General features: G+C 68.4%; 15 protein-coding genes. All 15 read right to left on the bottom strand.

Going from position 1 to position 18797, the window contains the following annotated elements:
- Positions 1–17: 17 nt before the first annotated feature.
- The 15 genes from H9633_RS07190 to H9633_RS07120 all read right to left on the bottom strand — a co-directional run bounded on the left by H9633_RS07190 (position 18) and on the right by H9633_RS07120 (position 18797).
- Positions 18–3104 (bottom strand): family 43 glycosylhydrolase, encoded by a 3087-nt coding sequence (locus H9633_RS07190; RefSeq protein ID WP_318247220.1) that lies wholly within the window; start codon positions 3102–3104, stop codon positions 18–20.
- A 362-nt stretch (positions 3105–3466) separates the two neighbouring features.
- The gene (locus H9633_RS07185) at positions 3467–4726 is read right to left on the bottom strand and encodes an FAD-binding protein (RefSeq protein ID WP_191712609.1); all 1260 of its coding nucleotides are present in this window, start codon (positions 4724–4726) and stop codon (positions 3467–3469) included.
- A 66-nt stretch (positions 4727–4792) separates the two neighbouring features.
- Complete coding sequence (locus tag H9633_RS07180; protein WP_318247219.1) at positions 4793–5779, bottom strand: arabinan endo-1,5-alpha-L-arabinosidase; 987 nt, start codon at positions 5777–5779, stop codon at positions 4793–4795.
- Positions 5776–7275: an arabinosylfuranosidase ArfA gene (gene arfA, locus H9633_RS07175; protein WP_071644660.1), complete on the bottom strand. Its 1500-nt coding sequence runs from the start codon at positions 7273–7275 to the stop codon at positions 5776–5778. The genes H9633_RS07180 and arfA overlap by 4 nt, the downstream gene beginning before the upstream one ends.
- Entirely contained in the window at positions 7272–7952 is a 681-nt protein-coding gene (locus H9633_RS07170) for a DUF624 domain-containing protein (protein WP_191712608.1), read from the bottom strand. The genes arfA and H9633_RS07170 overlap by 4 nt, the downstream gene beginning before the upstream one ends.
- On the bottom strand, positions 7949–9295 hold the full coding sequence (locus H9633_RS07165) for an arabinan endo-1,5-alpha-L-arabinosidase (protein WP_191712607.1): 1347 nt from the start codon (positions 9293–9295) through the stop codon (positions 7949–7951). The genes H9633_RS07170 and H9633_RS07165 overlap by 4 nt, the downstream gene beginning before the upstream one ends.
- Positions 9296–9297: 2 nt before the next feature.
- Positions 9298–10263 (bottom strand): carbohydrate ABC transporter permease, encoded by a 966-nt coding sequence (locus tag H9633_RS07160; protein WP_313479616.1) that lies wholly within the window; start codon positions 10261–10263, stop codon positions 9298–9300.
- Between the two features lie 7 nt (positions 10264–10270).
- Positions 10271–11176: a carbohydrate ABC transporter permease gene (locus tag H9633_RS07155; RefSeq protein WP_191712606.1), complete on the bottom strand. Its 906-nt coding sequence runs from the start codon at positions 11174–11176 to the stop codon at positions 10271–10273.
- 67 nt (positions 11177–11243) lie between these two features.
- Positions 11244–12563, bottom strand: a complete 1320-nt coding sequence (locus H9633_RS07150) for an ABC transporter substrate-binding protein (protein WP_191712605.1) — start codon at positions 12561–12563, stop codon at positions 11244–11246.
- Positions 12564–12693: 130 nt separating this feature from the next.
- Positions 12694–13704, bottom strand: a complete 1011-nt coding sequence (locus H9633_RS07145) for a LacI family DNA-binding transcriptional regulator (protein WP_191712604.1) — start codon at positions 13702–13704, stop codon at positions 12694–12696.
- Between the two features lie 164 nt (positions 13705–13868).
- The gene (locus H9633_RS07140) at positions 13869–14699 is read right to left on the bottom strand and encodes an inositol monophosphatase family protein (RefSeq protein WP_318247218.1); all 831 of its coding nucleotides are present in this window, start codon (positions 14697–14699) and stop codon (positions 13869–13871) included.
- Positions 14696–15484 (bottom strand): HAD family hydrolase, encoded by a 789-nt coding sequence (locus H9633_RS07135; protein WP_191712603.1) that lies wholly within the window; start codon positions 15482–15484, stop codon positions 14696–14698. Before H9633_RS07135 ends, H9633_RS07140 begins: the two co-directional genes overlap by 4 nt.
- 30 nt (positions 15485–15514) lie before the next feature.
- Positions 15515–16363 (bottom strand): inositol monophosphatase family protein, encoded by an 849-nt coding sequence (locus H9633_RS07130; RefSeq protein WP_191712602.1) that lies wholly within the window; start codon positions 16361–16363, stop codon positions 15515–15517.
- Positions 16364–16397: 34 nt separating this feature from the next.
- Positions 16398–17597: an ABC transporter substrate-binding protein gene (locus H9633_RS07125; protein WP_191712601.1), complete on the bottom strand. Its 1200-nt coding sequence runs from the start codon at positions 17595–17597 to the stop codon at positions 16398–16400.
- Between the two features lie 78 nt (positions 17598–17675).
- On the bottom strand, positions 17676–18797 hold the full coding sequence (locus tag H9633_RS07120; protein WP_191712600.1) for an ABC transporter ATP-binding protein: 1122 nt from the start codon (positions 18795–18797) through the stop codon (positions 17676–17678).

The raw sequence follows: 18797 nt of genomic DNA, 5'->3' as shown, positions 1-18797 counted from the left end.
AGTCCGACGACTCAGGGTCATCCCGCGAGCTCGCTCACGCCGGACCGGCGGCGCCGCAGCATCCACAGACCGGAGCCCGCAGCCAGCAGCAGCGCCGCGATCGCTGCGGCGAGGGCGCTGCCCGAGCCGTCCGCACCGGTCGTGGCGAGTGCGCCGCCGTCCGAGCCGGCCGACGCCGTGCCGCCGGTGGTGGATCCACCGGTGCCGACACCGCCGTCGCTCGAACCGTCACCGCCCGGGTCGCCATCGCCCGGTGCGGCGGCGGCCGTCACCGTGAGAGGCAGCCGCGTCAGTTCTGCACCGTCGGCGCGCAGCACGATCTCATGGGCACCCAGTTCGATGTCGGCCGGGATCACGACGGTGGCCGACAGCGCGCCGCCTGCCACCCGCGCCGTGCCGAGCTTGCGGTAGGTGCTCTCGATGCCGATCTCGACCTCCGCGGCGTCGACGCCGGCTGCGGTGATCGTCACCGAGCCACCGGCCTCGACCTGCGTGCTCGAGAGCTTCGCCGTGAGCTCCTGCTCACCGGGTCCCGAATCCTGCGATCCGGTGAACGCCCAGTTGTCGATCTCCACGAGGTCGACGCCTGCCTCCGCGCCTTCGCCGCCGGCGAACACGAAGAACACGTCGTGCTCCCCGGTCGCGCCGTCGACGTCGGCCTGCACGGTCGTCCATTCGCCGACCGCGCCGTCCACCGGCAGGGTCGCCACGACCGGCCCGTCGGGCTGGTCGAGACGGACCTGGATGCTGCTGCCCTCGGTCAGCGGCTTCACCCGCGCCGACACGGTCTTCGCGCCGGCTCCGAAGTCGACCCCGGAGACGCCGGTGAAGTCACCGTCGTCGACCGATGCCACGACGAGGTTGCCCCCGCCGTTGTGCTCGGGGAACTCGACGGATGCTGCCTCCGTCTTGGCCGTGGTGATGCCCAGCTGCCATGCGAGGGTTTCGGCCTCGAACGTGCGATACGGGTCGAACGCCTCGACCTGCTCGACGCCCGCGCGGGTCCCCTGCACCGGCTTGATGGTGCCGTCGGCGTTGAACTCCAGCTTGTCGATGTGCACCGAGCGGTAGCCCTGCGTGGCGCCCGGGCTGCCGAACGCGGCGGCCCAGGCGGCTCCGCGTGTCTGCGCGTGGTAGGTGAAGTAGGTCCCACCCTTGTAGGTGAACATGTCGGAGTGGTTGTTGCCCCCGTTGCCCGCGCCGAAGAACGTCGCCTGGTTCAGGAAGGCTTCACCCGCGTACTTTGAGGCCGTGAGATCCATCGGATCGTCCGTCATCATGTAGGCGATGGCCCCGGTTTTCGGGTACTTGCCTGCCTCTTCCTTCACCTGGAAGTTGGACGAGTAGGAGTAGTAGTACTTGCCGTCGCGCTTGAACATGCTGGACGCCTCGAACATGCCGGGAGCGTCGATCTCGACCGGGTCGCCGTCGAGGGTCACCAGGTCGTCCTTCAGCTTCACGACTCGGGTCGACTTGGGGTTCTGCGGGCCCTGCACGTTCGGCGCGGTGCCGATCTGCGAGTTGCCGCCGAAGTAGAGGTAGGCCTGACCGTCGTCGTCGATGAAGATCTCGGGGTCGAACAGCCACATGCCCGCGGGGAAACCGCCCGAGGCGATGTAGTCGCGGTCGACGGTGTCGGGGATGATCTTCTTTTCGAGCGGGTCGGTCCACGGCCCGAGCGGCGAGCCTCCGACGACGACGGCAGTCCCGGTGCCGCTGTCGCAGAAGTACAAGTAGACCTTGCCGTCCTTCTCGATCGCCGCGGGAGCCCACGAGTTGCGCGCCCAGGGAGCGGCGCCACCCTCGCGAGCGATCGGGACCGCACCGTGATCGACCCAGTTCACCATGTCGCTGGTCGACATCACGTTGAGACGCGTGATGGCACCGTAGCCGTTCGACTGCGTGGGCAGGCCGTTGGCGTCCTTGCTGTTCGCCTCGTACTGCTGCGTGTCGTCGGTGGAGTAGATGTAGAGCCGACCGTTGTACACGAGGTGGTGCGGGTCGGCGCCGAACTTGTGGCCGACGAGCGGGTTGTGGTCGCCGATCGGCTTGGTCTGCACGTCCTCGAGCCCCTGATAGGCCGGCTGCTCGGGAGCGTCCGCGATCTTGATCAGCGAGATCTCGTCGACGGCGAAGTCCTGCAGGGCGTTCGAGCCCCACGGCGTCTCGATGAAGAACCAGTTCGCGTCGGCGTGCTTCGCCTCAGCAGTGAACTCCTGCGAGAACGATCCCCACTCCCCCTTGGTGAAGGTGTGACCGTAGTCGGCGCAGCCGTTGAAGTTCGACGGGCAGAAGGTGAAGTTGAAGCGCTGCGTCGCCTCACCTTCGGTGTACTTCAGCTTTCCGCTCATGCGATAGGTGGCGCCGGTCTCGAGCTTGCCCGAGACGTCGGCGAAGGGCCCTGACTGCGTGTTCTCCCGCTTCGTCGCGGCGAGTGCGTGCGAGCCGCTGGCGGCGTCGGCGGTGAGCGCCAGTTCGCCGCCGCGGGTGTTCGTCCATCCGGTCGTGCTGCCTGCGAACCGCCCGTCGGGCAGCAGGTTGCCCGGCACGGCCGGCGGCTCGGTCACGGCCGGCGCGCCGTCGTCTGTGCGCAGCGAGACGTCGTCGATCACGAACGACTGGATGTCGGTGTTCCACGGCGTCTCCAGGAACAGAACGTCGTAGTCCGCGGTATTCGGGGTGAAGGTGGTGGTCAGCGTGGCCCATTCGCCCTTCTTCGCCGCGACCGACCCGACGACATCGCACTGACTGCGAGACGTCGTGCAGAGCACCGCGTTGAAGTTCTGCGTCTCACGGTTGTTCTGCGCCTCTGTGAACTTCAGGGAGACGCTGAGGTCGAACGACTTGTTGGTCGCGAGCTTGCCGGTGACGGTGGCAGCGGGGCCCGACTGGAATGCGGAGCGGCCACTGATCGCCAGCGCCTTGCTGCCGCTCTTGGCGTCGTCACTCGAGGCCAGAGTGCCGCCGAAGGGCGCGGTCCAGCCCGAGATCCCGGTCTCGAACGTGCCGTCGGCGACGAGGTCGACCGGAGCCGCGAAGGCGGCCTGGCCGACGGCGGTCGCCGAGGAGGCGACCAGCGCGGTGACTCCGATCACCGCGGCCACGCGCCGGGCTGATCGGCGCCGACGGCGCGGAGGATTGTCGTGTGTTCTCACGTGTACGAACTCCTTCTAGTGCATCGGCCGTCTCAGCGCTCGCCGAAGAGCGGGCGCGCTCGAGCAGCGGCATGAGGGGATGCCGCTCATGCGCGCCCTGAGACGGCAGGTGGGGAAGATCGGCCCGGTCGGGCCGGCGGCCGGAGCCGCGATCAGCTGGGGCCGCGCCACCGGGTTCGGTGGGGTGGGGTGTCTCCTCCTCGAGATACGACAGATGCCACGGCGTTGGGGCCAGCTGATTCGGATGTTACCGGTATCACGAGCGGAACACAAGAGGCTGATCACCGCGTGACGCTGCCGCGTCGCGCCCGTCAGAGTCCGAGCAGCTCCAGGCGCCGGTTCACGAGTCGTCGCTCCGGGTCGTACGACGCGGCGAGCGCCGCGAAGTCGGCCCAGCGCGGGAAGCGCGCGCGCACCTCAGCGGCATCCAGGGTCGAGATCTTGCCCCAGTGCGGTCGCGTCGAATCCGGCAGCGCCGCCTCGATCTCCGGCAGCAGCGCCCGCACCGCGGACTCGTCGGGTCGCCACGTGAAGTGGATGCCGACGGCATCCGTCCCGAACGACGAGCTCAACCACAACTCGTCGGCTCGCACCGTGCGGATCTCGTTCACGAGCAGCAGCGGCGCGATGCGTGAGGCCAGCCCGCGAACCGCCTCGATCGCATCGATCGCATCGCGACGCGGCACGAGGTACTCGCTCTGCAGCTCGACGCCGGCTGACGGGGTGAACGCGAGCCGGAAGTGCGGCAGCCGCTCGAACCACTCCCCCGCAACACCGCCCTGCTCGCTGCACGCCCGCGGATCGGCGCCGAGGATCGGGTGACGCTTGCCCGCGGCAGGCACCGCCCCGAGCGATGCGGCGACGGCCGCGCGCTGGTCGACGCGGTCGTCGGGCTGACGCTGCTTCACCCACAGCTGATCGGCGGCGTCGGTGCGCTGCCAGGTCGAGAAGATGCTCACGCTGGTGCCGGCGCCCGTGACCGCGTCGAGGTCGGCGAGGATCGCGTCCCAGCTCGGTCCCTCGTAGACGTGCTGCGCGACGGCGTACGTGGGCTCCACGTCGAGCGTGAGGTCGATCACGGCGCCGAGCGCACCGAGCGAGACGACTGCGCCGTCGAAGTCGGGGTCGCCGCGGCGCAGTTCGTGCACCTCGCCGTCGGCGCTCACGATCGTGAGCGCCCGCACCGCGGTCGCGAGCGAACCGGAGCGGTCGCCCGATCCGTGCGTGCCCGTGGCCACAGCGCCGGCGATCGAGATGTGCGGCAGCGAGGCGAGGTTGGCGAGCGCGAGACCGGAGGCTTCGAGCTGAGGTGCGACGTCGCCGTAGCGCAGTGCGCCGCTGACGCGCACAGCGTCACGCGCGTCGCTGACCTCGACGACACGCGGCATCCGATCGAGCGCGATGAGCACTCCGTCGGTGTCGGCGATGTCGTTGAACGAGTGCCTGGTGCCCAGCGTCCGCACCCGCTCGCTCGAGGCGAGCGCCGTGCGCACCTCGTCGATCGATCCGGGATGAACGAGCCCAGCCGCCCCGTAGACGACGTTCCCTGCCCAATTGCGCTCGGTGTTCATTCCGTCATGATCCCACGGTGAGGGCATCGGGCCGGCCGAGGCGTGACGCCCGGCCGTCCATCGCGCTCACCAGCTCGCCCTCGGCCAGCCGTCCTGCCACTGCAGGGGCAGCAGGCCGAGCGTGGGGACGCCGTCGGCCGCACCGTCGTAGTAGTGGAACGCCAGCGTGTCGCCGAACACCGACTGTCCGCCCGGCCCGATGCGATCGGCGCCGTCGCCGGAGAGCACGACCGTGCCGCCGTCATCGAGCAGTGAGGTCCCGTCGGCATCCAGGTAGGGGCCGGCGACGTCCTTCGACCGCCCGACGACGATCTCGTACGTGCTGTCCACTCCCCGGCAGCAGAATCCGCGCGAGACGACCAGGTAGAACCAGCCGTCGCGCGCGACGATGTACGGCGCCTCGATCGCGTTCTCGACGAGACCGCGATCGGCGAGGCGAAGCGGCGCGGCGGAGTCCGCGCGCAGGCCGCTGGGCCACTCGAGTTCGACCATCCGGATGCCCGATGAGAACGACCCGAACGACATCCACGGTGTGCCGTCCGCGTCTTCGACGATGCCGGCGTCGATCGCGTTGAAGTCGGTTCCCTCCGACGCGATGACCTCACCGCGGTCGACCCACTCGAAGTCGGGATCGTCGGGGTCGAGGGTCGTGTTCGTCGCCAGGGCGATGACCGAGTCGCCGCTGCCGAACGTCGACACCGAGTAGTAGAGGTACCAGGTGCCGTCGTGCTGGTAGAGCTCGGGCGCCCAGAGGTTGTCGACACCGGGCACCGCGTCGTCGAGCCACGCCGGCTTCTCGTCCCACACCTCGCCCGCATACTCCCAGTCGACGCCGTCGTCGGAACGGCGGATCTGGATGTTCCCGTCGGCGATCTGACCGTTGCCCGTCGAGTAGACGAAGCGATCGTCGCCGACCTGCACGTAGGCCGGGTCGTGCACGAACACGTCGCCGGTCAGCACGGGTGCGACGGCGCTCGCCGGCGCGCACCCGGCGAGCGCCGCCGCTGCGATCAGAGCAGCGGTGGCGCCGACCGGGCGCAGGTTCCGGGTCACGACAGCGACAGCGCCGACCACGAGACCGGCGGCAGGGTGACGGTGAGCACGCCGTCGCGGATCACCGCGCCCTCGAGGGCCTTCAGCCCGACCCGGTCCTGCTCGGCGAGCGTGTTCTTCGCGTACACGTCGTCGTCCCACAGCGTCACGGCCTCGTCGATGGTCGTGATGCCCAGCCCGTCCACGGCGATGCTCACCTCGATCGACTCGGTCTGGCTGCGGTTGACGAGGAACACGGCCGCGGAGCCCTCATCGACGGTGACCACCGAGTCGACCAGGGGCGCCTGACCGTAGACGGCGGTGTCGTAGGTCCCGACCTCGATGCGAGGCGCGATCACCTCGCCCTTCGCCAGACGCGACGTGATCGAGAAGGGGAAGAAGGTGGTCTGCCGCCACGCGTCGCCGCCCGGCTCGGTCATGATCGGGGCGATCACGTTCACGAGCTGCGCGAGCGAGGCCGACGCGACGCGGTCGTGGTTCTTCAGAAGCGTGATCAGCAGGTTGCCGAGCACCACGGCATCCGCCACCGAGTAGACGTCCTCCAGCTGGCGCGGCGCGTAGCGCCACTCGTCGTTCACCTCGTCCGACTCCCGGTGCTCATCGAGGTACCAGATGTTCCACTCGTCGAACGAGAGCTTGATCTTCTTGCTCGACTTCAGCTTGTGCCCCACGTGATCGGCGGTGGCGACGACCGTCTCGATGAAGTACTGCATGTCGATGGACGACGCGAGGTACGAGGCGAGGTCACCGCCGCGCTCCTGGTAGTACGCGTGGCACGAGATGAAGTCGACGTGCTCGTAGGTGTGCTCGAGCACCGTGCGCTCCCAGTCGCCGAAGGTCGGCATGCCGGAACCCGATGACCCGCACACCACCAGCTCGAGCGTGCGGTCGGCCGCCTTCATCGCCTGGGCGGTGCGGGCCGCGATCTTGCCGTAGTCGTCGGCCGTCATGTAACCGGTCTGCCAGGGGCCGTCCATCTCGTTGCCCAGGCACCACATGCGGATGTCGTGCGGTTCGACGGTGCCGTTGGCGATGCGCTGATCGCTGAGCGCCGTGCCCGACGGGTGGTTGCAGTACTCCAGCAGGTCGAGCGCCGCCTCGATGCCGCGCGTGCCCAGGTTGACGGCCATCATCAGCTCGGAGCCGGTGAGCTTGAGCCAGCGCGAGAACTCGTCGACGCCGACCTGGTTGGTCTCGAGCGAGTGCCAGGCGAGATCACGACGCACCGGGCGCTTGTCGCGCGGTCCGACCGAGTCCTCCCACCGGAAGCCGGAGACGAAGTTGCCGCCGGGGTAGCGGATGGTGGTCGAGCCGAGCTCGCGCACCAGGTCGACGACGTCGAGACGGAAGCCGTCCTCGTTCGCGGTGGGGTGGCCGGGCTCGTAGATGCCGTCGTAGACGCAGCGGCCGAGGTGCTCGACGAACGAGCCGAAGATGCGCCGATCGATCGGAGCGACGACCGCGGTCCGGTCGATGGAGATGCGTGCCTTGGTCACAGGATGTCCTTGTCTGGGTTGGGGGTGGCGGAGTCGAGGGTCGGTTGCGCGGGGCCGATCGGAAGCCGGGCGAGACGGCGGTCGATCAGGCGCACGGCGACAGCGAGAGGAAGGGAGATGCCGACCAGCGGGATCGTCACGGGGAACACCCCGGCGATGACGGCCATGGCGAGCAGAGCGATGAGCACGCCCAGGCCCGTCGCGGGGGCGGAGAGCGCGACGGCGACGGCGGCGCGCAGCACCGCGGAGGGCCGGTCGCCGTGCCGGGCGAGCAGGGTCAGCGTGACCGCGAGGGTCACCACGACCACGAGAGCGACGATCGCCGTGAGGCCGGAGAGCACCGCGGCGGCCGGTCCGGCGAGCCGGGCCAGCGCCGCCGCATCCGCAGCCAGCAGCAGACCCGCGATCAGGAACGGGATGCCGGTGAGGTTCGCCCGGCGGAACGCGGCACGGTAGTGCCGCACGAACGCGCGCACGATGCCGTCATCGGCGGGGCGGCCGCCGGGAAGCAGGACGGATGCCGCGGCGACGCCGGCCGGCATGACCCCGGCCACCACGCCGCCCGCGAGCACGCCGCCGATGAACAGCAGGTTGACGAGCACCAGGGTCCACACGGCGTCGAGCATCTGCATGACCCGGCCCGTCCACCCTGCAGCGGCGTACGTCTCGGCGCTCATGAGCGCACCGTCTTCGAGCCGCTCCAGACCACCCCGTCGGCATCGATGCCGCTGAACGAGAGCACCGGGCATCCCGCGACGGGATCCCATGCGCCGAAGACCACGGCATCCAGCCCGGCGGCTTCCGATCCGGCCGAGCCGGACGACGCGTCCGGGATCACCGTCAGATGGGTCGTGGCCGGCTCTCCTGCGCTCATCAGATCCGACTCGATGCGCACGCGCTCGGCGTCGACGACGCCGGCGGTCTCCGGCGCGAAGCGCACGGCATCCCACTCCCCTGCGACGGGCTCGGCAGCGGCGAGGCGCTCGGTGCCGTCGCCCGCATACGGGTGCGGCGACACGACGGGCCAGCCCGTGGCGGTCCAGTGCACGCGACGGATCTGCGCCTCGTGCTCGGTCGGGGCGTCCGCGAAGCGCACGTGGTGCACCATGAAGGTGTCGGTGCCGTCGTGGAAGATCGAGTTGTGCCCCGGAGCGATCAGCCCCGGGCCGCCGGGAAAGCGCAGACCGCCGAGCACCTTGGTGCCGGTCGAGACGGCGTGCTCGTCGGTCGGCGAGGTGAGGTCGCGCCCCTGGTGGTCGAGGTACGGCCCCGTGATCGAGTCCGAGATGCCCACCCGCACGCTGTACGTGTCGACCAGCGAGTCGTACGACACGAAGAGCACGTGGCGACCGTCGCGCTGCACGACGTAGGCGCCCTCGATCGCGCCGTCGACGCCGGCGGGTCGTCGGGCGATCAGCGTGCCCGGTTCGTCACGTCGGCGCCGGCCGGTCTCGAGCGCGAGCTCTACCGCGTGGATGCCGCCGAAGAACGATCCGTACAGCATCCACGGTGTGCCGTCGCGGTCGTACCCGACTGCCGCGTCGATCGCGTTGATCGTGTCGCGCGCGTGGTCCGTCGCGATCACGATGCCCTCGTCGCGCCAGGGACCGGCGGGCTCGGCCGCCGTGGCCAGTCCGATCGCCGAGGTGCGCGAGCCGAACGTCGACGCGGAGTAGTACATGTGCCACCGCGTCTCCCGCAGCCCGTCGCCGTCGGCATCGGCGGCCGGCCAGCGCACCACCTCCGGCGCCCACAGTCCCACCGCCCCCGACCACGAGCCGGCGGGAGTCGGCACCCCCTTCAGCGCGGTGCCGCGGTAGGTCCACGTGACCAGGTCCGGCGAGGTGCGCACGTGCACGCCGGCCGGCACCCGGTCGAGCCCCGATGCGGCGTCGGTCGAGAACATGTACCAGAGTCCGTCGTCGCCGTGCACGACGGTCGGGTCGTGCGCGTTGCGCGCACCCCAGGTCGCGGTGTCTGCGGTGTCGACGGTGTCTGCGGTGTCTGCGGTATCGATCATGCTCAGCCCTTGGCCCCGGTCAGCGCGACGGATTCGATGATCTGCCGCTGGAAGATCACGAACACCACGAGCACGGGGATGAGCGCGATGAACGATGCGGCCATGATCAGCGGGTAGTCCGTCTGGCTCGCGTAGGTGGCGTTGAAGCTCGCGATCACGAGCTGCAGCGTCTGCCTCTCCGGCGAGTTCAGGTAGATGATCGGCGCCAGGTAGTCGTTCCACACCGCCATGAACCACAGGATGAACTGCGCAGCCACCGCGGGGCGGATGGCGGGGAAGATCAGCGTCCAGAAGATGCGCAGATACCCGGCGCCGTCGAGTTTGGCGGCCTCGATGATCGAGTCGGGCACCGAGTCCAGGAACTGACGCAGGAAGAAGATCATCACGATGTTCCCGAACAGGCCGGGCAGGATGAGCGGCCACAGGGTGTCGACCATGCCCAGATCGCCGAACATCTTGAACTGCGGGATCATGATCGTCGGGAACGGGATCATGATCGCCACGAGCAGGGTGAGGAAGACGACGTTCTTGAAGGGCAGCCGCATCTTCGCGAACGCGAAGGCGGCGAGCGCGCTCGTCGCGGTGCCCACCACCGTCACGCTCACCGAGACGACGATGCTGTTCCAGATGCCGCTGGCCAGCGGACCCGCTGACCACACGCGCAGATAGTTCTCCCACTGCACGGGGTCGGGGATCCACTGCGGCGGCAGCGCGAACACCGCCTCACGGGTCTTCAGCGACGTCGTGAAGGTCCACAGCAGCGGCGCGATCATGATGATCCCGCCGACGGCGAGCACGATCGTGACGATGACGTTCATCGAGCGGTAGGAGCGCGAGCGCATGCCGACCGGGGTCGACGAGTCGCCGATCGGGGCGCGTCGACGGCGGCGGCCGCCGGGGTCCTGAGGGAGCACTGCCACGGCGGTCGCGGGGGCGGGCGACGGCGAGGTCGAGGTCGTGAAAGTCATGGCTGCCTCACTCGATCGAGAACTGGGAGCGTCGGTTCATCTGGAACTGGATCGCGGTGATGACGAAGACCAGCAGCCCGAGAACCACGGACATCGAGGTGGCGTAGCCCATCTGGAGGTAGTTGAAGGCTTTCTGCCAGATGTACCAGACGATGGACGCCGTCGAGAACTCGGGCCCCCCGGTGGGGGTCATGATGTTGATCTCGATGAAGATCTGCGCGCCGCCGATGATGCTCGTCACGACGAGGAAGAAGGTGACCGGCCGCAGCATGGGAATCGTGATGTGGCGGAACTGCTGCAGGGCGTTCGCACCGTCGATCGCCGCCGCCTCGTACAGGTGCCTCGGCACCGACTGCAGGGCGGCCAGATACAGCAGCATCGAGAAGCCGACGCCCTTCCACACCGCCATGATGATGATCGCGGGCTTCGCGGTGGACGCGTCCTGCAGCCAGTTCGGGCCGTCGATGCCGAGCATCGCGAGCACCTGGTTGATGAGGCCGAAGTCGCCGTTGTAGGCCCACTGCCACAGGATCGCCACGGCCGCGAGCGACGAGATGACCGGCACGTAGTAGACGGTGCGGAAGAACGTCGTGCCGCGCATGCGCCGGTTCAGCGCGAGGGCCAGCAGGAGCGAGATGATCAGGCCGATGGGGATGCCGATCATCATGAAGACGGTGTTGCCCATCGCCTTCCAGAAGTACGGGTCGCCGATCATCTCGACGTAGTTGTCGAGACCGTTGAACGTCGGCTCGCTCAGGCCGTTCCACTTGGTGAACGAGGCGTACACCGCGTACAGCATGGGATAGCCGATGAAGATGAGGAAGCCGATGACCGGAGCCGCGATGAAGGCGGCTGCGGCGAGGTGCTCTCGGCGGTGGAGTCGGGAACGTCGGATGGTGGTCGGAGAGCCCATCACGGCTCACCTCCTTTCGGGTACCGGATGCGGGTGCCGGGGGCGCGCGTGCGCCCCCGGCGGACGATCAGCCGATGCCGGCGTCGGCGTTGGCCTTGTCGAGCAGCTCCTGCATGCGCGGCTGCACCTCATCGAGGTAGTCCTTCGCGCTCTGCTTGCCGTCGAGCACGGGCTGGATGTTCTTCCACAGCTCGTCGTACCACTCGGCGCTGTAGGTGGTGTTGGCGGGCAGTGCGCGGCCGTAGTCCTGCACGATGTCGAGGAACTCCTGCTTGTTCGCCGGCGGCGTGGTGGAGTCGGCGACCCACGTGTCGGCCATGTCGATGAGGTTCGGGATCTGCACGCCGTCGTCGACGAGCGACTGCTGCGCGGTCTCGTTCGTCGAGAGGTAGATCGCGAGCTTCGTGGCGAGGTCGGCGTTCTTCGTGCTCTCGCTGACGGCGATGCCGAGGGTTCCGGTCCAGGTGGCCGTCTCACCGGTCTTGCCGACCGGGTACGGGATGAGGTCCCACTCGAAGTCGAGCTTCTGGTACGTGGGCACATCCCACGGGCCGACCGGGAAGAACCCGATCTCGCCCTGCATCCAGCGCTGGTAGGTGTCGAGCGTCTGCGAGTCGGAGCTCGAGGGGGTGACGGCGTCCTTCGTGCTCATGTCGGCGAAGAACTGCAGCGCCTCGACGAACTCGGGGCTGTCGACAGTAACCCGGGTGCGGTCGTCGTTGAGCCAGTCCCCGCCGTTCGACCACACGAACGACTGCAGGTTCCACTGCACGTTCAGCCCGGTGCCCCACTGGTCGAGCTTGCCGTCGCCGTCGTTGTCCTTCGTCAGCTTCTTGGCGACATCGATGAACTCCGCCCAGGTGTAGGGCTGATCGACGTCGGGCAGCGGGATGCCGGCCTCTTCGAACATCGTCTTGTTGTAGCCGAACGAGAACGGGCCGACGTCCTTCGGCATGGCGTAGATGTCGCCCTTGCCCATGAGCGCGCCGTCGAAGCGGTAGCTGTCGATCCCGTACGCCCACACGTTGTCGAGGTCGACCTCCTTCTCGACGGCCGCGGTGATGTCCTTGATGATCCCGGAGCGCACGTACGCCTGCACGCTGCCAGGGTCGACGTAGAAGACGTCGGGGACCTTCTTGCCGGCGATGGCCGCCTTGAGCTTGGTGCTGTACTCGTCGGCCGTGGTCATGATGATCTTCACGTCGACGTCGTTGGCCTTCTCGAACTCCTCGATCGCCTTGGTGTAGGCGGCCTTCTCGGCGTCGCTGCCTCGGAACATGAAGGTGAGCGTGCCGTCGTCGCTCGCCGCTCCGGATGCGGAGCAGCCGGTTGCGGTGATGCCGGCGAGCGTGATCACGCCGGCGATGGCCAGGATCCGTGACTTCATTGTGCGGGTCTTCCTCTCAGAGCTGACTTCGATGTCATCGCCCAGCGCCATGCCGCCCAGCGATCCTCACAGAATTTACAACGTTGTAGTAAACGTTGTAGAAACATTGTGACCCCACCGGCCGCCGCTGTCAACTGGAAGCGGACGACTCGCGTTCGAGGATGCGGTAGTCGGCGAAGAGGGTCTGCGGCGCAGCATCCGCCTTGCCGCCGATGCGGGCCAGCAGCGTCGAAACGGCCGTCTTCGCGATCCAGCCGCGGCCGGGATCGACCGTCGTGAGCGACGGGATCGAGTACGCCGCCTCGTCGAGACCGTCGAAGCCGATCACCGACACGTCGTGCGGCACCCGCAGACCCGCCTCCTGCAGTACCCGCATGGCGCCCAGCGCGAGGGTGTCGTTCAACCCGAAGACGGCATCGAACTCCGCTCCCCTGGCGAGGATGTCGCGCATCGAATCGGCGCCGTTCGCCCGATGCCACAGCGTCGTGTACCCGACGATGGAGTCGTCGTACTCGATGCCGGCCGCGTCCAGCGCCTCGCGGTACCCCTGCAGGCGCAGCGCCGCGGATCCGACGATCTCGCCCTCGTGGGCGCCGACGACGGCGATGCGGCGTCGCCCCTGTGCGATCAGGTGCTCGGTGGCCGCGCGCGCCGCGTCGACGTTGCGCATGGTCACGTGGTCGGTCGGGCCGTCGAAGATGCGCTCGCCGAGCAGCACGAGCGGATAGGGCACGTCCAGAGCCGCCACGTCATCGGGCCCCATGCCGAGCGGGCTGAAGATCAGCCCGTCGGTGAGCTTGAGTCGCGAGCTGCGCAGCAGGTCGAGCTCGCGCTCGCGATCCGCGCCGGTCTGCTCGACGAGAACGACGACGCCGGCGGCTTCGGCCTCGTGGATGACCTGCGCGGCCAGCTCGGCGAAGTACGCCAGGCTCAGGTCGGGCAGGGCGAGAGCGATCGCGCCCGTGCGCCCCGACCGCAGGTTCCGTGCGGTGAGATTGGGCGTGTACCCGAGCTCGCCGATCGCCTTCTCCACCTTCGCGCGCGTGGCCGGGCGGATGTGCTCGTAGTCGTTGATGACGTTCGACACGGTCTTGATCGAGACCCCCGCCAGCCTCGCCACGTCGTGCAGCGTCGCCGCCATTCGTTCTCCCTCGTCTGTCGTAGAGCCGCGGTCGACGGCAGATGCGAACCATACAACGTTGTACTGCATCTCCGAACAAGATGCAATCACGTCAACCGCATCACGATGAGACGAGACCCCGGGCGCAGACTCGATCTGCGCCCGGGGCCGTCATCGGGATCGACTCAGCTGCGCGCCGCGATGTCGCGGGCGACAGCCATCAGGGTCGGGTACGAGCCTCCGCCTCCCACGGCCACGTATCCACGGTGCTCGTAGGAGTGCGCGGGCCGTTCCGACTGCCCGACCGCCAGGGGCACGTAGGTCCCCCCGGCCTGCCGCACGATGAGCTCGGCGGCGCTGACATCCCACGGGTTCACGCTGAAGCCCGCCGCGGCATCCGCCCAGCCCGCCGCCACGTGCGCCAGCGTCAGCGCTGCGCTCCCCGGCCGGCGCAGCGCGCGGAACGCGAGCACCAGCTCGGCGAAGTCGGTGAGCGCGACTCCGCCGTGCGCCGAGAGCTGCCGGGCGTTGGGGTACCCGGTGATCAGCGTCGCCTCCGCCTCCGCCTTCGCGGCGTTCGAGCGCATCGCCGAGCCGTTCAGCCAGGCGCCGTCGAGGTCGGCGGCGAACAGGTCGTCCGCCATCGGATCGAGGATGACTGCCGCGACGACCTCGCCGTCCACGGCGGCGGCGATGGAGATGCACCAGAACGCGATCCCGTCGACGAAGTTGCTCGTCCCGTCGATGGGATCGACGAACCACGACACGCTGCCGTCGCCGACGGCACCGCCCTCCTCGCCGAGCAGCCGCGAATCGGGCTCGTGCTCGAAGATGTACGCCGCGATGGCCTTCTCCGCGTTCTTGTCGTGCACTGTGACCACATCGCGGGCATCCCGCTTGTGATCGACGGTCATCCGACCGCGGAAGGCCTCGCGCAGCTGCTCCTGCACCGACCGCGCTGCGCCCTCGGCGATCTCACGCAGTCGACGCGATCGCGCGTGCGGCTCCTCGGTCACGCAACACGCTCCAGCGATGCCGACATGATCTCCAGCAGCCCCCACGGGTCGGCGACGACGGCATCCGCGGTCACCGACAGCTGATACGGCAGGTCGTAGGTGCTGCGCGCCTCCATCAGGATGTTGCCGCCGACGCCGGCGCGCACGCCGCAGAGCACATCGCGGTCGAAGTTGTCGCCCACGTACCAGCACGTGGCTGCTGTCTCGTCGATCGAGCGGGCGCCGAGGTGGATCATCTCGGGGTTGGGCTTGCGCACGCGGACCTCGTCGCTGTAGATCTGCTCCACGAAGCGGTCGGTCAGTCCGTGCCGGGTGAGGTAGTCGCGATGCACCTGGCCCATCAGGGTGTTGCTGACGATGGCAACGGGGATGGATGCCTCGTCCGCCAGATCCAGGACCTCGATGAAGCCGTCGCGGGTGACGCGCTCCTGCTTTCTCTCCCCCATCTCGCGGCACAGCTCGCGAGCGTGCTCGCGGACGTACTCCCGGGCGGCTGTCGGCCAGTCGGCCGCAACGAACCCCTCCCAGAACTCCCGATAGGTCAGCTCGGCGGGAGCGAACGGGCGCGACATGGCGTCCTTCCAGCGCGAGTCGGCCTTGGCCCCCTCTCGAAGGTCGTCCTCGATGGCCTCCTTCGTCAGGCTCGGGAACTCGATCCCCGCTTCGGTGAGCCGGTCGTGCACGAGCTCTGCCAGTTCGCCGCGCCAGCCGGCGCGACTCGCCGTCTCGACGATGACGCCGCCGAAGTCCACCAGCAGACCGCGGGGCCTGATGAGTTTCGTCATTCTTCTTCTTCTCCTCGTGTGGGTGGTGTGTCAGCGTCGCGGAGGCGGGCTGGTCGCGTCGTAGCGCGATGACCAGGTCCGCATGACGTCGGCGAGGGTGGGGTAGTCGCCGCCCTCGCCGACCGCGTAGTAGTCGGGTGATGTGTGGAACGTCTCGCGGTGCTCTCCGCCGGCCAGGCCCTGGATGCTGCCGCCGGCCTGCTGCAGGATGAACCCGCCTGCCGAGATGTCCCACGAGTTCGTGTAGAAGCCCATCGTCGCGTCGGCCCAGCCGGCCGCGACGTGCGCGAGGTTGAGCGCGCCGCTGCCGAAATTGCGCACGGCCTGGAACGCGTCGACCAGGCGGGCCTGCGCTTCGTAGGCGGTCTCGCCGAAGAGCCAGGTGTCCTTCGGGTTCGGGAAGCTCGAGACCACGGTGGCGTCGATCTCGGCCGCGGCGGCGCGTGACGTCAGCGGGTCGTCGCCGAGCCAGGCTCCGGTCAGGTCGGCGCTGAACACGTTGCCGGCCATCGGATCGAACACCACCCCCGCGACGACCCGCTCTTCGATGACGGCCGCGATGGAGACGCACCAGTACGCCAGACCGCGGGCGAAGTTGGAGGTGCCATCGATCGGATCGATGTGCCATTGCACTCGACCGGAACCGCTGACGCCCCCTTCCTCGCCCACGATCATGGAGTCGGGGTGTCCCGAGAGCAGCACCGTCGTGATGCTCTTCTCGGCCGCCTTGTCGTGCACGGTGACGATGTCGTGCGCGTCTCTCTTGAAATCTCGCTGCATGGGCGCCCGGAAGGCGGCCCGCAGCTGGTCGCCGACTCCGAGGGCGGCGCCGACGGCCGTCCGCCTCAGGGTGCGGGATTCGAGGGTCACATCAGTCATCGATCATCCTTGCTTCGTTCGGTGCCGGCAGTTGTCAGGAGTGGTTGGCCTGGATCCAGAAGTCGCTCCAGCGGGGCAGCTCGTCGAAGTTGCTGTCGAGCATCGCCCGGTCGGGCATGGAGACCTCGTCCCAGACGTCGAGGATGCCGGACGGCTCGTCCTCGGCGGGCGGCACCTCGCTGTTGGTGGAGAACTTGCCGTCCTCGTTCTGCGGGGCGAAGCCCTCTGCGGTCATCACGTAGTGCATGAAGAGCTTGGCGGCGTTCGGGCTCTTGGTGCCCTTGGCGATCAGGCCCACCTTGCTGTAGCCGAACGCGGAGTATGGCGCCACGCCCGTGCAGAGCCCGAGCTTGTACCCGCTGTCCTCGTTCTCGCGGAACTTCGCCGTGCTCATCAGGCCCATGAACCCCTCGGTCTGGCCCGGCGCTCCAGCGGACTCCGCGGAGTCGCCGCCGCTCTTCACCAGCAGCGGGTCGTTCTGCGCCAGGCGCTTCAGCCACTCGGCGGAAGCGGTCTCCTCATCACCGGAGAAGTTCTCTCCGAAGTAGTCCTCATATGCCTTCTTCATCTTGTCGTCGTGGTTGGTCGCCATCTCGTTGATCCAGTACACGATCGGCGCCATCAGCGTCGGGTCCTGCATGACCACGTGGCCCTTCCACTCCTCGTCGGTGAGAGCCCACACGTTGTCGATCGGGCAGCCGTCCGGGTAGAGCTCGGTGTTGTATCCCCAGACCTGCACGTCGGTGGCGACCGTCAGCGGGTCCTTGTACTCCTTGTCGATCAGGTCGGCGAGGTCCGGCGGAGTCCACGAGATGGCGATGTCGCGGTCGACGAGCTCGCGCTTGCCGGCCGGCGCGTCGCTGAGGATGAAGACGTCCGTCTGCACGTTGCTGGCAGCGGCCTCCCGGATCGCGATCTCGGTGGCCTCGCCGGCCTTCTGCTTCACCCCCGTGGTCTTGATGCCGTACTTCTCGGTGAACGCGTCCGCCATGTCGGTGATCTTGCCGGTGCTGTCGGAGACGACCAGCGGGCCCTCCTTCTTGGCTGCTTCGACGAGCTTGTCGAGCGTGTAGCCGTCGTCGCTGATGCCCAGCTCGACAGCCGGCTTCTTCGTCTTCTCCTCGGCTGCCGCGCCCCCGGATGAGGGGGCGCAGGCGAGGAGGCCGACGGAGAGCAGGGATACCGACGCCAGCGCTGTCACAACACGCGCGGACGATCTTGTCGTGAACGTCATCGTTCTCTTTCCTTCGTGTCGACCGGGTGCATCCCGGGTACGTTGATCACTTGCAGGGTTCCGCTGGCGGTCGGGTGCCTACACCGCCAGCAGGCGGCGCTCCGGCTGCAGCCGGGCCCCGTCGTGGTCGAAGAGGTTGAGGTCGCTCGGCTGCACCCACAGGTAGGCGTCCTGGTCGACCCGGCAGACCGGCGCGAGGCTCGTGACCGAGAACACCTTGCGGCCGGCGACATCCAGCTCGACGATCCAGCTGCCGCCTGTGGGGAGGATGCCGGTGACCCGGGCCCGGGCCTTGAACGCGCCGTCCGGCACGTTCTCGGGTGCGCCGGTGACCTGAACCGCCTCTGGCCGCACACCGACCGATCCGAGTCCGTGCAGCTCGCCGAAACGCGAGGTGACGTACTGCATGGCCCACAGCGCCAGCCCGCCGCTCTCCTCGCGCGCCAGTTCGATGATGTTGATCGGCGGGTTGCCGACGAACTCGGCGACGAACCGGTTCGCGGGCGTCTCGTAGATCTCGTCGGGAGTGCCCAGCTGCTGCAGCTCCCCCTCGCTCATCACGGCGATCTGCGTGGCGAGGGTCATCGCCTCCCACTGGTCGTGGGTCACGAAGACGATGGTGGTGTTGAACTCCTCGTGGATGCGCTTCAGCTCGGCTCGCATCTCGAGACGGAGCCGCGCGTCCAGGTTCGACAGCGGCTCGTCCAGCAGAAGCACCTCGGGGTTCACCGCGAGCATCCGCGCCAGCGCGACGCGCTGCTGCTGCCCGCCCGAGAGCTCGGACGGGTAGCGCTTGCGGTACTTCGCGATGCCGAGCTTGTCCATCACCTCGGCCCTGCGCTGCTCGCGCTCGGCGCGCGGCACCTTGCGCAGCCGGAGCCCGAAGTCCACGTTGTTCTCGATCGTCAGGTGCGGCCACAGCGCGTAGCTCTGGAACACGAGTCCGAGATCGCGCTTCTCCGGCGGCACGTAGATGCTGTCGGGGATGGAGTCGACGACCCGGTCGCCGATCCGGATGCGACCGCCGGTGGGGTGCTCGAGACCGCTGATCATGCGCAGCGTGGTGGTCTTCCCGCAGCCCGAGGGTCCGAGCAGGCACATGAACTCGCCGTCGCGGATCTCCAGGTCGAGGTTGGCGACCGCGTTGGCTGACCCTCCACCGTAGTTCTTCTGCACCCCTTCAAGAGTGATGTTAGGCAT

Source organism: Microbacterium commune (genome assembly GCF_014836945.1).
GTDB classification, from domain to species: domain Bacteria; phylum Actinomycetota; class Actinomycetes; order Actinomycetales; family Microbacteriaceae; genus Microbacterium; species Microbacterium commune.
Note: the sequence above shows the minus strand (reverse complement) of the source record. Positions and strands in the feature narration are given on the sequence as shown.